The organism is Dyella sp. ASV21 (genome assembly GCF_016428975.1).
Taxonomy (GTDB): Bacteria; Pseudomonadota; Gammaproteobacteria; order Xanthomonadales; family Rhodanobacteraceae; genus Dyella.
On record NZ_JAELTT010000013.1, the window covers coordinates 15989 to 29856 of the forward strand.

Annotated in this window: 13 protein-coding genes; 7 read left to right on the forward strand and 6 right to left on the reverse strand. The window is 64.4% G+C overall.

Going from position 1 to position 13868, the window contains the following annotated elements; translation table 11 throughout:
- Positions 1 to 22: 22 nt before the first annotated feature.
- Positions 23 to 1030, forward strand: a complete 1008-nt coding sequence (locus JHD67_RS06675) for a sodium:calcium antiporter (RefSeq protein ID WP_199098390.1) — start codon at positions 23 to 25, stop codon at positions 1028 to 1030.
- 14 nt (positions 1031 to 1044) lie between these two features.
- On the opposite strand, the gene JHD67_RS06680 is transcribed toward JHD67_RS06675, so the two are convergent.
- Positions 1045 to 1740 carry a 2OG-Fe(II) oxygenase gene (locus JHD67_RS06680; protein ID WP_199098391.1) on the reverse strand — a complete coding sequence of 232 codons (696 nt, stop codon included), beginning with the start codon at positions 1738 to 1740 and terminating at the stop codon, positions 1045 to 1047.
- 215 nt (positions 1741 to 1955) lie between these two features.
- On the opposite strand from JHD67_RS06680, the gene carA reads away from it, so the two are divergent.
- The 4 genes from carA to JHD67_RS06700 all read left to right on the forward strand — a co-directional run bounded on the left by carA (position 1956) and on the right by JHD67_RS06700 (position 7226).
- Positions 1956 to 3092, forward strand: coding sequence for a glutamine-hydrolyzing carbamoyl-phosphate synthase small subunit (carA, locus tag JHD67_RS06685; protein WP_199098392.1), 1137 nt, complete (start codon positions 1956 to 1958; stop codon positions 3090 to 3092).
- Positions 3085 to 6312, forward strand: coding sequence for a carbamoyl-phosphate synthase large subunit (carB, locus tag JHD67_RS06690; protein ID WP_199098393.1), 3228 nt, complete (start codon positions 3085 to 3087; stop codon positions 6310 to 6312). Before carA ends, carB begins: the two co-directional genes overlap by 8 nt.
- Complete coding sequence (gene greA / locus JHD67_RS06695) at positions 6309 to 6785, forward strand: transcription elongation factor GreA (RefSeq protein WP_199098394.1); 477 nt, start codon at positions 6309 to 6311, stop codon at positions 6783 to 6785. The genes carB and greA overlap by 4 nt, the downstream gene beginning before the upstream one ends.
- Positions 6786 to 6953: 168 nt before the next feature.
- Positions 6954 to 7226 (forward strand): hypothetical protein, encoded by a 273-nt coding sequence (locus JHD67_RS06700; RefSeq protein WP_199098395.1) that lies wholly within the window; start codon positions 6954 to 6956, stop codon positions 7224 to 7226.
- Here the strand turns inward: JHD67_RS06700 and JHD67_RS06705 are convergent.
- Complete coding sequence (locus tag JHD67_RS06705; protein ID WP_199098396.1) at positions 7201 to 8001, reverse strand: type II CAAX endopeptidase family protein; 801 nt, start codon at positions 7999 to 8001, stop codon at positions 7201 to 7203. The genes JHD67_RS06700 and JHD67_RS06705 overlap by 26 nt on opposite strands.
- A gap of 62 nt (positions 8002 to 8063) precedes the next feature.
- On the opposite strand from JHD67_RS06705, the gene JHD67_RS06710 reads away from it, so the two are divergent.
- The gene (locus JHD67_RS06710; protein WP_199098397.1) at positions 8064 to 8711 is read left to right on the forward strand and encodes a TetR/AcrR family transcriptional regulator; all 648 of its coding nucleotides are present in this window, start codon (positions 8064 to 8066) and stop codon (positions 8709 to 8711) included.
- 60 nt (positions 8712 to 8771) lie between these two features.
- On the opposite strand, the gene ykgO is transcribed toward JHD67_RS06710, so the two are convergent.
- From ykgO to JHD67_RS06730, 4 genes are all read right to left on the reverse strand, one after another.
- Positions 8772 to 8897 (reverse strand): type B 50S ribosomal protein L36, encoded by a 126-nt coding sequence (gene ykgO / locus JHD67_RS06715; RefSeq protein WP_010342887.1) that lies wholly within the window; start codon positions 8895 to 8897, stop codon positions 8772 to 8774.
- Positions 8898 to 9068: 171 nt separating this feature from the next.
- Complete coding sequence (locus JHD67_RS06720) at positions 9069 to 9965, reverse strand: LysR family transcriptional regulator (RefSeq protein ID WP_199098398.1); 897 nt, start codon at positions 9963 to 9965, stop codon at positions 9069 to 9071.
- A 328-nt stretch (positions 9966 to 10293) separates the two neighbouring features.
- Positions 10294 to 12312: an NADPH-dependent 2,4-dienoyl-CoA reductase gene (locus tag JHD67_RS06725; protein ID WP_199098399.1), complete on the reverse strand. Its 2019-nt coding sequence runs from the start codon at positions 12310 to 12312 to the stop codon at positions 10294 to 10296.
- 347 nt (positions 12313 to 12659) lie between these two features.
- Positions 12660 to 12917, reverse strand: coding sequence for an acyl-CoA-binding protein (locus JHD67_RS06730; RefSeq protein WP_199098400.1), 258 nt, complete (start codon positions 12915 to 12917; stop codon positions 12660 to 12662).
- A 118-nt stretch (positions 12918 to 13035) separates the two neighbouring features.
- On the opposite strand from JHD67_RS06730, the gene cmk reads away from it, so the two are divergent.
- Positions 13036 to 13713, forward strand: a complete 678-nt coding sequence (cmk, locus tag JHD67_RS06735) for a (d)CMP kinase (protein ID WP_199098401.1) — start codon at positions 13036 to 13038, stop codon at positions 13711 to 13713.
- Positions 13714 to 13868 lie beyond the last annotated feature (155 nt).

Sequence of the window (13868 nt, forward strand, 5' to 3'; positions counted from 1 at the left end):
CTCGCTCGGCATTGGAAAACGCATGCTTACTGCCTTGTTGTTCCTGCTCTCGGCCGGTGCGATCTATCTCGCTTGCGAATACTTCGTCAATGGCGTGGAGTGGTTTGGCCAGAAGCTCAGCCTGGGCGCCACCGCCACCGGCACCATCCTGGCCGCCTTCGGTACGGCCTTGCCAGAAAGCGCGGTGACCTTTGTAGCGGTGATACTGGGGCGTACGCCCGAGCAGAAAGATATCGGCGTGGGCGCCGCCCTGGGTGGCCCGCTGGTGCTCGCCACGATTGCCTACGCGGTGGTGGGCGTGGCGTTGTGGATGAATCGCCGACGCCTGCAGCGTGCCGACAACCTGGTGCGCGTGGCGCATGGCCGGCTGGCGCGCGATCAGTCGTGGTTCCTGGCGATCTTCGTGGTGAAGTGCGGCCTGGGCCTGGTGGCCTTCGCGTTCAAGCCGTGGCTGGGCGTGCTGTTCCTTGCCGCGTACGCCGTGTATGTGTGGCGCGAACTCAAACACAGCGATACCGCGCCCGAGGAAGAGGCGCTGGAGCCGCTGAAGTTTCAGCCGAAGGCGGCCGACCCGTCGTGGTGGTGGGTAGCGGCGCAGACCTTGCTGGCGCTGCTGGTGATCGCCCTGGCCTCGCACGTGTTCGTTAAGCAGATCGAGGCGATCGGCATAGCGCTGCAATGGTCGCCGCACCTGGTGGCGTTGGTGTTGAGCCCGGTGGCGACCGAGTTGCCCGAGACCGTGAATGCGTTGATCTGGGTGCGTCAGGGCAAGGAGCGTCTGGCGCTGGCGAACATTTCCGGCGCCATGATGATCCAGGCCACCATTCCCAGCTCGCTGGCGCTGTTCGCCACGCCCTGGCTATTCGACGCGCCGCTGATGGTGGCCGGCGTGCTTACCGGCGTGGCGGTGATCTACCTGTGGTGGCTGTTCCGCCGCGGCCAGGTGGATGCGCGCTGGCTGCTGCCGGTAGGGCTGTTGTACGGCGTGTTTGCGGCCTACATCGCCTGGCACTACGGCACTCAGCTCTAGGCGTGCCGAGTGGGTCAGTCCGGATGCGACGCGTTGCGATCGCGTCCGGCGCCCAGCTTGCGATCGAGCGAGCCGAAGAGCTTTTTGAAGGCGCGCGAGAACTTGCCGCGCTTGGTCTTGCGCAGCTTTTCGTCCTCGCTGGTGAGCCACGCCACCTGGATTACGCGGCGTTCGCCTTCGAATGGCAGGTGGCCGTGGAAAGAGTTCTCGCAGCGCTTGAACACGGCGAATTCGCCGTACAGCGGCTTGAGTTCCGGCGCCACGATGCTGTCGATGTTGTCGATGCTGCCCAGGAAGCGCAGGCAGCCGTCGCTGGTGTCGGGCCACTGGTTATTGAGGTAGAGCAGGGCCGTGGCGACCTTGGAGCGGCTATCGGTGTGGATAGTGCCGTGGCGCTTGTTCAGCGATCGGCAGATCGTGATGAGCGTCGGGTATTGGCCCAGGTTTTCGATGCCCAGACGCTTGCCGATGGCGCTGGCGAACTCCGCCGAGCTCAGGCGCTGCACCAGCGCGTTGATCGTGGGGCCGCAGTCGGCCGGGTCATAGGGAAAGAAACCAGCGCTGGCGTAGCGGGGAAAATCACGCTCCAGGTCCCCTCGCGCCTCGTCCGGCAACTGGCCGTGGGCGATCATGAAGGGGAAAGGCTCCAGCCGCACGTCCGTGTCCGGTCGGTCGAGACGGGCTGGATCGAGGAGCGCGGCAGTGTTCATGGAGATCCGGGGCTGGCGAGACGCTACGTAGTGTAGCGCTCGCCGTGGCTCCCGTTAGAGCTTTCCGGAAGCGTCGCGTTCAGCTGTTTTTTGGTGGACACCAAGGGGTCTCTCACCTATCATTGCCACCCGCCCTGAAACGTTCCTCGACCAAGGTCCACAAGCTGCCTTTGCAGCGGCTTGCGGACTTTGCTGCACCTAAAAGGCGGTCTCCCATGCCTATCCCTGCTCTGCTTGCCCTCGAAGACGGCAGCGTGTTCCACGGTCATGCCGTGGGCGCGACTGGTGAAACCGTCGGCGAGGTGGTTTTCAACACCGCCATGACCGGCTACCAGGAGATCCTCACCGATCCCTCGTACGCCAAACAGATCGTCACCCTGACGTATCCCCATATCGGCAATACCGGCGTCAACGTCGAGGATGCCGAGTCCGATACCGTCCACGCCGCCGGCTTGATCGTGCGCGACGTGCCGCGACGCGCCAGTAACTGGCGCAGCACCGAAAGCCTGCCCGATTACCTCAAGCGTCACGGCATCGTGGCGATTGCCGGCATCGACACCCGTCGACTCACCCGCATCCTGCGTGACAAGGGTGCGCTGGCCGGCTGCATCGTGGCCGGTGAGACGGTGGATGCCGAGGCCGCCCTGGCCAAGGCGCGCGCGTTCCCCGGCCTCAACGGCATGGACCTGGCCAAGGTGGTCAGCGTCGGTGAATCGTATGGCTGGAACGAAGGTGTCTACGATCTGGACAAGACGGCCTTCAATCAGCCGTCCAAACGCTTCAAGGTCGTGGCCTACGACTTTGGCGTGAAGCAGAACATCCTGCGCCTGCTCGCCGAGCAAGGATGCGACATCACCGTGGTGCCCGCGCAGACGCCGGCCGCCGACGTGCTGGCGATGCAGCCCGATGGTGTGTTCCTCTCCAACGGCCCGGGCGACCCGGCCGCGTGCGACTACGCCATTGTCGCGGCGCGCGCGTTCCTGGACGCCAAGATCCCGCTGTTCGGCATCTGCCTGGGGCACCAGATCATGGGCCTGGCGCTGGGCGCCACCACGCTCAAGATGAAGTTCGGCCACCACGGCGCCAACCACCCGGTGAAGGATCTGGACGACGGCCGCGTGCTGATCACGTCGCAGAACCACGGCTTTGCGGTGGACCCGGCCACGCTGCCGGCCAACGTGCGGGTTACCCACGTTTCGTTGTTCGATGGTTCGCTGCAGGGCTTCGCGCTCACCGACCGTCCGGCGTTCTGCTTCCAGGGTCACCCGGAAGCCAGCCCCGGTCCGCACGACATTGGCTACCTGTTCGATCGTTTTGCTGCCCTGATGCAGGAGGCCCGCAAGCATGGCTAAGCGCACCGATATCAAGAGCATCCTCATCATCGGCGCCGGCCCGATCGTCATCGGCCAGGCGTGCGAGTTCGATTACTCCGGCGCGCAGGCCTGCAAGGCGCTGAAGGAAGAGGGTTACCGCGTCATCCTGGTGAACTCCAACCCCGCCACCATCATGACCGACCCGGAGACGGCCGATGCCGTCTACATCGAGCCGATCAACTGGCAGACGGTGGAGCGCATCATCGCCAAGGAGCGCCCGGATGCCGTGCTGCCCACCATGGGCGGCCAGACCGGCCTCAACTGCGCGCTCGACCTGGCCGACAACGGTGTGCTGGAGAAGTACAACGTCGAGCTGATCGGCGCCTCGCGCGAGGCCATCCGCATGGCGGAAGACCGCGAGCTGTTTCGCGTCGCCATGGCCGAGATCGGCCTGGAATGCCCGAAGGCCGAAGTGGTGCGCACCTTCGAGCAGGCGCTGCTGACCCAGGCCAAGGTGGGTTACCCCACCATCATCCGCCCCAGCTTCACGCTCGGCGGTTCCGGCGGCGGCATCGCCTATAACCGCGAAGAGTTCGAAGAGATCGTCAAGCGCGGCCTGGAGCTGTCGCCGGTGGGCGAAGTGCTGGTCGAGGAATCCGTGCTCGGCTGGAAGGAATTCGAGATGGAAGTGGTCCGCGACAAGGCGGACAACTGCATCATCGTGTGCTCGATCGAAAACCTCGACCCGATGGGCGTGCACACCGGCGACTCGATCACCGTCGCGCCGGCGCAGACGCTCACCGACAAGGAATACCAGCGCCTGCGCGATGCCTCCATCGCGGTGCTGCGCAAGATCGGCGTGGATACCGGTGGCTCCAACGTGCAGTTCGGCATCAATGCCGAGAACGGCCGCGTGGTGGTCATCGAAATGAACCCGCGCGTGTCGCGCTCCTCCGCGCTCGCCTCCAAGGCCACCGGCTTCCCGATCGCCAAGATCGCCGCCAAGCTGGCCGTGGGCTACACGCTCGATGAACTCAAGAACGACATTACCGGCGGCCTCACGCCGGCGTCGTTCGAGCCGACCATCGATTACGTGGTCACCAAGATTCCGCGCTTTGCGTTCGAGAAGTTCCCGGCCGCCGACGCCCGCCTCACCACCCAGATGAAGTCGGTGGGCGAGGTGATGGCGATGGGCCGCACCTTCCACGAATCGCTGCAGAAGGCCCTGCGTGGCCTGGAGATCGGCAAGAACGGCCTCAACCCGACCGGGCTGGATCTCAGCACCGAGGAAGGCCTGGCCGTGCTCAAGCGCGAACTGCGCGAGCCGCGCCCGGATCGCGTGTTCCACCTGGCCGACGCCTTCCGCGCCGGCCTGTCGCTGGAGGAGGTCTACGGCCTTAGCCGCGTCGATCCCTGGTTCCTCGCCGCGTTCGAAGACATTGTGCTGACCGAGAAGGACGTCCAGACGCAGGGCATCGCCGCTGTCGACGCTCACCGCATGCGCGAACTCAAGCGCATGGGCTTCTCCGACGCGCGCCTCGCCGAGCTGCTGGATACCAACGAAGCCGCCATGCGTCACCTGCGTCGCACGCAGGGTGTGCGCCCGGTGTACAAGCGCGTGGACTCCTGCGCGGCCGAGTTCGCCACCACCACGGCCTACATGTACTCAACCTACGAGGAAGAGTGCGAAGCCAACCCGACCAACCGCGACAAGATCATCGTGCTGGGCGGCGGCCCGAACCGTATCGGGCAGGGCATCGAGTTCGACTACTGCTGCGTGCATGCCGCACTGGCGCTGCGTGAAGACGGGTTCGAGACCATCATGGTCAACTGCAACCCGGAAACCGTCTCCACCGACTACGACACCTCCGATCGTCTGTATTTCGAGCCGCTCACGCTGGAAGACGTGCTGGAAATCGTGGACCTGGAAAAGCCCAAGGGCGTGATCGTGCAGTACGGCGGCCAGACCCCGCTGAAGCTGGCGCGTGCGCTGGAAGCCGCGGGCGCGCCGGTCATCGGTACCTCGCCGGACAGCATCGACCTGGCCGAAGACCGCGAGCGCTTCCAGCAGATGATCGAAAAGATCGGCCTGAAGCAGCCGCCGAACCGCACCGCACGCACGCCGGAAGAAGCGCTGGCGTCGGCTCGCGAGATTGGTTATCCGCTGGTGGTGCGCCCCAGTTACGTGCTGGGCGGCCGCGCCATGGAAATCGTCTACGGTGACGCCGATCTCTCGCGCTACATTCGCGAGGCCGTGCAGGTCTCCAATGATTCGCCGGTGCTGCTGGATCGCTTCCTCGACCACGCGGTGGAAGTGGACGTGGACATCATCGCCGACGCCGAAGGCAACGTGCTGGTCGGCGGCATCATGGAGCACATCGAGGAGGCGGGCGTGCACTCGGGCGACTCCTCCTGCTCGCTGCCGCCGTACTCGCTCACGCCGGAAGTGCAGGACGAAATGCGCCGTCAGGTTACGGCGATGGCCAAGGAGCTGAAGGTCGTCGGCTTGATGAACACCCAGTTCGCCATCCAGGGCGACACCGTGTACATCCTCGAAGTGAACCCGCGCGCTTCGCGCACGGTGCCCTTCGTGTCCAAGGCCACGGGTGTGCCGCTGGCCAAGATCGCGGCGCGCGCCATGGCTGGCCGCACGCTCAAGGCCCAGGGCGCCACCAGGGAAGTGATCCCGAGTTACTACTCGGTGAAGGAAGCGATCTTCCCGTTCCTGAAGTTCCAGAACGTGGACCCGATCCTCGGCCCCGAAATGCGCTCCACCGGCGAAGTGATGGGCGTGGGCCGCAGCTTTGGTGCCGCGTTTGCGCGCGGCCACGATGCGGCCGGCATCAAGACGCCGCCCAAGGGCAAGGTGTTCGTGTCGGTGCGCGATGCCGACAAGGATCGCTTGCTGCCGATCGCCCGCGAAGTGCTGGAGCGCGGTTTCAGCCTGGTCGCCACCGAAGGCACGGCCAAGTACCTGGCCGAGCATGGCGTGACCTGCGAGCGGATCAACAAGGTGGCTGATGGCCGACCGCATATCGTCGACCTGATCAAGAATGGCGAGATCGTCTATATCGTCAACACCACCGAGGGCAAGGCAGCCATCGCCGACTCGTTCTCGATCCGACGCGAAGCCTTGCAGCATCGTGTCACGTACTCCACCACGGTGGCTGGCGCGCGCGCGCTGGTGCACTCGCTGGACTACCATGGTGACGGTCAGGTGCACAGCCTGCAGGAACTTCATAAGGAATTGAACGCATGAGTCGTGCGCCCATCACCAAGGCAGGGTCGGAACGCCTGCGCGGCGAGCTGGAAAAGCTGAAGTCCGTCGATCGGCCAAACATCATTGCGGCCATCGCCGAGGCGCGCGCGCATGGTGACCTGAAGGAAAACGCGGAGTACCACGCCGCGCGCGAGCAGCAGAGCTTCATCGAGGGACGCATCGCCGCGCTGGAGGCGTTGCTGTCCACCGCGGAGGTCATCGACGTCAGCCGTCTCGCGGCCGGCTCACGCGTGGTGTTTGGCGCCACCGTGGATCTGGAAGACGAGGACAGCGGCGAAGCCGTGACCTACCAGATCGTGGGTGACCTGGAGGCGGACATCAAGCTGCGCCTTATCGCCGTGTCCTCGCCGATTGCGCGCGCGCTGATCGGTAAGAGCGAAGGTGACAGCTTTGAGTTCAATGCGCCCAACGGGGTGAAGCGCTACGAAATCACTGGCGTGCGTTACGCCTGAGGATCATTACCGCCAAGCATGGGCTTGGCGGTGGCGTGATCTGTCCAAGAGCCGGCGGCGGTGTCACGATGACGTGGCGCCGCCGCCGGCTTTTTTGTTGGCGGCGCTTATGGCCATTTGTTTTGGGGCAGGGCATGGCTTATGGCGGTGTTTGGCACTGGCGCAATCATGTCCACGATCGTCCCGTGGTTTACGACGCTGGGCTGCCGCCAGAAGGGGGAGCTCCTGGCGCCGGAATACGCCGCCCTGTTGCATCGGTCTTACTACGATCAATTTCTGAAGCCTGCCGTCCTCAGCCGGAGGGTGTTGTTCCTGGGGCCGGTGCCCTCGGAAGCCAGGGCGAGCGTGCGCTTGCTGCGTCAGGTCCGCGCATGCAGGCTGGTGATATCCGTGGCGTTCTTCATCACCCTGATGCTCACGGTCCTGATGATGGTTTCTTGATACCGTCTTTTGCAGACCACTTGCCGGGTGACCCGCTCATCAAGGCCTGGGCCATCGCCGGGTCATCGTGGCTGGGCCAGTACATGGCGAGCACCTGAAGATCGATCAGCACATGCAACAGCATCGGCGCGGCGAGGCTGCCGGTGGTGCAGGCCAGCAGGCCAAAGAGCATCCCGCTGATGCTGGTGGTCAGCACGCCGCGCTTTCCCTGATACAGGTGGCCCAGCCCGAATACGATCGAGCTGGCCACGAGGGCGCCGACGAGTCCCAGTGAGGGGCCATGCCAGCGTCCTGCCAGGTACTGCATGAGGAAGCCGCGATAAAGCCATTCTTCGCAGATGCCGGCCGTCAGGCTGGTCAGTGCCCACCAGGCACGCTCGCGAGGCGACACGGGCAATACGAATTGCAGCCGGCCCAGGGCGCGCAGGTAACGGGGGCGCGCACCCTTGACCAGCAAGGCGTGCAGGCCGGGCCAGAGCGCCAGGGCGAAGTAGATCGTCAACAGCACCGCGCCTGTGGCGCGGAACCAGGGCAGGTTGAGCCAGCCGCTGCCGGCAGCCGGTAGCTGGATGACCCAGGGCGCGCCCCAGGGCGCAATAACCGCCACCACCAGGGCGGACAGCCACAGCCAGGCAATTGATTGGCGGTAGAACGCCAATCGGCCCCGGGTGTCGCTGCGGCGCTGCAGTCGTCGACCCGTGGAAAGATCCAGCCAGGGGGCCACGCCTACCAGCCACGCGGCGCATAGCGCCAACAGCACGTCTGTCGTTTGCATGACCGTCCCTTTAAAGTAAATGTAAATTTACATTCGCATTTAATCGGGGCATTGTCCAGGGCATGACGACTAAGACGATTTCAGGGGTGCGCGAACCCAGGCAGCAGCGTAGCCGGGAAACCCTCGACCGACTGCTGGCCGCCACGGTGAAAGCGCTGGACGAGGAGGGCCTGGACGGGGCGGTGGTGCCCAGGATCGCGGCGCTGGCTGGCGTGGCGCCGGCCAGCATCTATCGCCGCTTTCCCGACAAGGATGCGTTACTGCGGGAGGCGTTTCTGCACATGTTGCGCGCAAGCAACACGGCCAATCGCGATCATCTGAGCAAGATGCTGGTGCGCGATACGCTGGAGGCGTCAGCGGCGCAGTTGATGGAGTTGCTGTTTGCGCAATATCGTCGCCACCCGCGGCTGATGCGGTCGCTGCTGCGTTTTCTGGAAAACGAGGGGGCGTCCGAATTCGCCAGGGAAGTGCATGGGCACATCGCACAGAACATGGCGCAGGTGGTCGATGTGCTGCAGGTGTTCAAGGCGGAAATCCCGCATCGGGTGCCGCGTCGAGCGCTTCAGTTTGCGGTGCTGTCGGCGGCTGGCGCGATCGAGAGTTTTGCGCTCGAGCCGGTATCGTTGTGGCAGACGGTGTTGCCTATGTCCGACCGGCAATTCCAGGCCGAGCAGGCGCGCAGCTTCGTGGCTTATTTGCGCATGGCCTGAGGGCATGCAACAAAAAAGGCCGCTTGCGCGGCCTTTTTCTAAACTCATCGCAGCTAGAAATTAGCGCTGACGAGCCTTGAAACGCGGGTTGCTCTTGCAGATCACGAACACCTTGCCGCGACGACGCACAACCTTGCAGTCACGGTGCCGCGCCTTGGCGGACTTCAAAGAGGAAAGCACCTTCACGGCCAGCTCCTGAAACTAACGAATTGGAAAAATACAAGAACGAAACTATAAACAGTTTGTTGACTTTGCACAAGTCTTTGGATGCCTTGGGCAAAAAGCCGTCAAGCTCCCATTTGCGCGGATTTTTGTGACGCCTCGGCGCCGCCGCGGGGCTGGAAATGAACGCGCCGTTTATTCCGGCTCGGTCATGGCGCTGAGGAAGCGTTGCACCACAGGCGACGGGTCGTCCGCGCGGCTGGCGAGGGCCAGCAGCATAAAGGCATCCGGATCTTCCAAGCGCAGATAGGTGACACCCGGCAGGCTCACCGAGCGCATGGAGGCGGGCACCAGCGCTAGGCCCATGCCGGCGGCCACCAGAACCAGCAGGCCGTTGATCTGCTGGGCATGCTGGCGGATCAAGGGGTGAAAGTTTGCCTTGGCCGCGATCTGCGCCAGGCGGTCATACAGCGTGGCGGCCAGTTCGCGTGGCTGCACCACAAAGGCCTCCATGGCGACTTCGCGCAGCCAGATGCTTTCGCGGTCGGCCAGGGGGTGGTTGGAGGGCAGGGCCAGCACCAGCGGTTCGCGGTCGATCACGTCCAGGCGCAGGTTGCGCGCCATGCCTGGGTGTTCCGGCTCGTCGCGTACAAAACCCACGTCCAGCTCGCCCGCCAGGAGCGCGGCATACTGCTGCTCGGTATACATCTCCGTGAGCATCAGCCGTACCTGTGGGGCAAAGCTGCGGTAACGGAGCAGGGTGCGCGGCAGTGCCGGGTGGAAGGTGACCGACACCGTGTAGGCCAGCCGCAGCTTGCCGCTGAAGCCGGTGGCGGCGTCTGCCATCTGAATGCGCACCTCTTCGGCCTTGGCCAGAATCTGGCGCGCTTGTTCCAGGAAGAGCTTGCCTGGCTCGGTCAACGACACGTTGCGCTTGTTGCGCTCCAGCAGGCGCACCCCCAGGTCGTTCTCAAGCGCCTGTATTTGCTGTGAAAGAGGGGGCTGTGAGATGTACAGGCGCTGGGCCGCGCGGGTAAAGCTGAGCTCCTCGGCGACGGTTACAAAGTAACGAAGCTGACGGAAGTCGAACATGGCGGGGTCTTTAATAGTTTTTTCGACTAAGTTGGACGCAAAATATATATTTGTTTCTATAACCCGTCGATCATATTATTTCTTCCGTCCCGCCACCGTCCCCTCCCCCCAGGTGGCGGCGACCCTCGCCCCGCTGCGACGCTACCCCCGCGATATCTGGTCCTCCTCCCCCCTGGGCCCATATCGACGCGTCGTCTAGCGGGGCGCTTTCTTTTCCAGACAACGCCCGGCCTTGCGCCGGGCGTTGTCGTTTTCGGGGTGGCTATCGTGCTTGCCGCGCGCACCCCGGCATCACCCCGACTTTCGCCGGGGTGGTGTCGGGTGAGGCTTACAGCGTTGCCGCGAGGCGGGTGCCCTGGTCGATGGCGCGCTTGGCATCCAGTTCGGCGGCTACGTCAGCGCCGCCGATCACGTGTGCGGTGACGCCGGCGGCCAGCAAGGCGTCGGCCAGTGCGCGATGGGGCTCCTGGCCGGCGCAGACAATCACGTTATCCACCGGCAACACCTGCGTCTGTCCATTCACGCGGATATGCAGGCCCTGGTCGTCGAAGCGTTCGTAGGTGACCCCGCCGAGCATGGTCACGCGCTTGGCCTTCAGGGTGGCGCGGTGTACCCAGCCGGTGGTCTTGTTGAGACGGGCGCCGGGGCGGCCTTCGCTGCGCTGGAGTAGCCAGACTTGGCGGTCGGGCGCTTCCGGCGCGGCAGTCGCCAGGCCGCCACGAGTGTCGAGCTGACGGTCCACGCCCCATTCGCGCGTCCAGCGCGTGACGTCGAGGGTCGGCGAGGGTGAGTGCTCGACCAGGAATTCAGCGACGTCGAAACCGATGCCGCCGGCGCCGATGATGGCGACGCGCTCGCCGACCGGGGCGTTGCGCGCAAGCACATCCAGGTAATTGAGTACGCGCGGATCATCGCTGCCGGGGAAGCTCACCTTGCGCGGCGTAATGCCGGTGGCCACGACCACTTCGTCATAGCCATCGGCGGCGAGTGTCTGGGCTTGCGCGTGCTCGCCCAGGCGTAGCGTGACGCCGGTATCGGCCAGCCGGTGGCGGAAGTAGCGCAGCGTCTCGTGGAATTCTTCCTTGCCCGGTATGCGTTTGGCGTAATTGAACTGGCCGCCGATCTCGCTCGCTTGATCGAACAGCGTGACGGTATGGCCACGCTCGGCCAGCGTGCTCGCGCAGGCGAGTCCAGCCGGCCCGGCGCCCACCACGGCCACGCGCTTGCGGATTGGGGCCGGCGTGATCGTCAGCTCGGTTTCGTGGCAGGCGCGCGGATTGAGCAGGCAGCTCGCACGTCGATTCTGGAAGACATGATCCAGGCAGGCCTGGTTGCAGGCGATGCAGGTGTTGATGCGTTCGCTGCGGCCGGCCCGGGCTTTCTTGGCCCAGTCGGGATCGGCCAGCAGCGGGCGCGCCATCGACACCATATCGGCTTCGCCGCTGGCCAGGATCCGCTCGGCGACGTCGGGCATGTTGATGCGGTTGGTGGTAATCAGCGGAATCGCCACTTCGCCCTTGAGCTTTTGCGTAACCCACGCAAAACCCGCGCGCGGCACACTGGTGACAATGGTGGGTATCCGCGCCTCGTGCCAGCCGATGCCGGTATTGATGATGCTGGCGCCAGCCGCTTCGATGGCCTTGGCGAGCGTCACGATCTCGCTCCAATCCTGGCCTTGCTCCACCAGGTCGAGCATCGAGAGGCGATAGATGATGATGAAATCGCGCCCAACCGCTGCACGCGTGCGGCGCACGATATCCACGGGAAAGCGCATACGCTTGTCGGCATCGCCGCCCCAGGCGTCGTTGCGCTGATTGGTGCGCGCGGCCAGGAACTGGTTAATCAAATAGCCTTCCGAACCCATGATCTCCACGCCGTCGTAGCCGGCGTCCTGTGCCAGCTTGGCGCAGCGCACGAAGTCCGCGATGGTGCGCTCCACGCCGCGCGTCGACAGTGCCTTGGACGTAAACGGCGTGATCGGCGATTTCAGTTTGGATGGCGCCACCGACAGGGGGTGATAGCCATAGCGCCCCGCATGCAGAATTTGCATGCACAGCTTGCCGCCTTCTGCATGCACGGCACGCGTGAGCTTGCGGTGGCGGGCTACATGCCAAGGCATCGAGAGGCGTCCGCCGAAGGGCTTGAGCCAGCCCTGGATGCTGGGCGCGATGCCGCCCGTCACCATCAGGCCCACGCCGCCGCGTGCGCGTTCGGCGAAGTACGCGGCGAGCTTGTCGTAATCGCTCGCTTTGTCCTCCAGGCCGGTGTGCATGGAGCCCATCAGGATGCGATTGGGCAGCGTGGTATGCCCAAGGTCGAGCGGGGAGAACAGGCGAGGGAAGTGCATGGCAGGCCGTTGGCGAGTTCAAACGATCGTATGAATGTGCCTGGGCGCGGTGTTTGAAAGCAAGGGGGAGTGGCGACTGTGGGGTGCGCGACCGGGAAAAGGCAAGTCAAACTTGCCAAGTATCGCCTGTGGTTTTGCGGCGACGGTCTTCACGATCGGCGGCCGGGAGTGGGGCTTTTGGCGACGCTGGGCAAGCGCGAAAGGGTTTCGCCGCCCGCTTTGGCGGGAAGGTGGCGAGCTTGCCGGGGTCATCCCGGTGGGGTTGGGTAATCGGGTTTTCGGGCGCCGGGTGGGCGCCGCTCACGCCGGCCGCCGGGTGTGCCGGTGGCTTGCCGCAAAGGGCCGGCTCAGCTCAAAAGTTCGTGCACCAGTGCGATATAGCGTTGCATGGCATCGTCTTCCGAGACCCCGCGCAACTGCGCCCAGGCTTCGTACTTGGCCGTGCCGATAAAGTCGAAAAAGCCCGGCTGCTCCCCGTGCACATCGCCTTCGGAGCCTTGCTTGTAGAGCGCGTAGAGGCGCAACAGCGTGTCGTTATCCGGTCGCTGGCCAAGCCCTTGCACATCTTCAACGGCTTGTTCGAATTCGCGACGCAGATCATTCATGGTGTGGACGTGCATGGGCCTGACGGACTAACGAAGAGGGAGGATGGAAATCCCGCGTTCCGTGCGAGGACCAACGCGATAGCATATGCGTTTTCCCTTGCCGCCGTCAGGAGTCCCCATGAGTGCATCGTCCGTTCCCGTTCTGACCATCGACGGACCCTCGGGATCGGGCAAGGGCACCATCAGTCGCCGGGTCGCCGAGCAACTGGGTTGGCGCCTGCTGGATTCGGGCGCCTTGTACCGGGCGGTGGGCTACGCCGCGGGTGCCGAGGGGCTGGACCTGTCGGACGCCGAGGCGATTACCCGTTGTGCCCAGACCACCAAGATCCGCTTCCAGGCGGTTACCGATGGCAGCGACACCCGGGTGCTGGTGAATGGTCACGACGCCACCGACGAATTGCGCACCGAAACCGCTGGCGCAGCGGCCTCTGCGATTGCCTCGATTCCCTCGGTGCGTCAAGCACTTGTGGATATGCAGCTGGCCTTCCGCAAGGGGCCGGGCCTGGTGGCCGACGGCCGCGATATGGGTACCGTCATCTTCCCGGACGCGCCCTACAAGGTGTTCCTGACCGCCAGCGCCGCCGAGCGCGCCAAAAGGCGCTATAAGCAGTTGAAGGAAAAGGGGCTCAGCGTTACACTTGCCACTCTTCAGCGCGAGATCGAAGCGCGTGACACCCGCGATGCCTCGCGGACCGTCGCGCCGCTCAAGCCGGCCGCAGATGCGGTTTTCATCGACACCACCGGCATGGGCATCGACGACGTCGTCGCGAAAGTATTGGCTGTCGTGCGGCCCTGATGGGTCGCCGATAGCCGTTGGTGCCTCTACCGCGGTAGGGGTTTTGGTCAACGGTGCCGACGGAGCTTTTTCCCTAGGACACCCATAACCGGTGGGCTGATCGTCCGTGCGCTTTTCATCCGACGGCGCGCAAGGATCTAAGGCCTTTTATCATT

What these genes read in the sequence shown, in the direction of transcription:
- JHD67_RS06675 (WP_199098390.1), top strand. Translation starts at nt 23, where the DNA reads ATGCTTACTGCCTTGTTGTTCCTGCTCTCGGCCGGTGCGATCTATCTC.
- JHD67_RS06680 (WP_199098391.1), bottom strand. Translation starts at nt 1,740, where the DNA reads ATGAACACTGCCGCGCTCCTCGATCCAGCCCGTCTCGACCGACCGGAC.
- carA (WP_199098392.1), top strand. Translation starts at nt 1,956, where the DNA reads ATGCCTATCCCTGCTCTGCTTGCCCTCGAAGACGGCAGCGTGTTCCAC.
- carB (WP_199098393.1), top strand. Translation starts at nt 3,085, where the DNA reads ATGGCTAAGCGCACCGATATCAAGAGCATCCTCATCATCGGCGCCGGC.
- greA (WP_199098394.1), top strand. Translation starts at nt 6,309, where the DNA reads ATGAGTCGTGCGCCCATCACCAAGGCAGGGTCGGAACGCCTGCGCGGC.
- JHD67_RS06700 (WP_199098395.1), top strand. Translation starts at nt 6,954, where the DNA reads ATGTCCACGATCGTCCCGTGGTTTACGACGCTGGGCTGCCGCCAGAAG.
- JHD67_RS06705 (WP_199098396.1), bottom strand. Translation starts at nt 8,001, where the DNA reads ATGCAAACGACAGACGTGCTGTTGGCGCTATGCGCCGCGTGGCTGGTA.
- JHD67_RS06710 (WP_199098397.1), top strand. Translation starts at nt 8,064, where the DNA reads ATGACGACTAAGACGATTTCAGGGGTGCGCGAACCCAGGCAGCAGCGT.
- JHD67_RS06720 (WP_199098398.1), bottom strand. Translation starts at nt 9,965, where the DNA reads ATGTTCGACTTCCGTCAGCTTCGTTACTTTGTAACCGTCGCCGAGGAG.
- JHD67_RS06725 (WP_199098399.1), bottom strand. Translation starts at nt 12,312, where the DNA reads ATGCACTTCCCTCGCCTGTTCTCCCCGCTCGACCTTGGGCATACCACG.
- JHD67_RS06730 (WP_199098400.1), bottom strand. Translation starts at nt 12,917, where the DNA reads ATGAATGATCTGCGTCGCGAATTCGAACAAGCCGTTGAAGATGTGCAA.
- cmk (WP_199098401.1), top strand. Translation starts at nt 13,036, where the DNA reads ATGAGTGCATCGTCCGTTCCCGTTCTGACCATCGACGGACCCTCGGGA.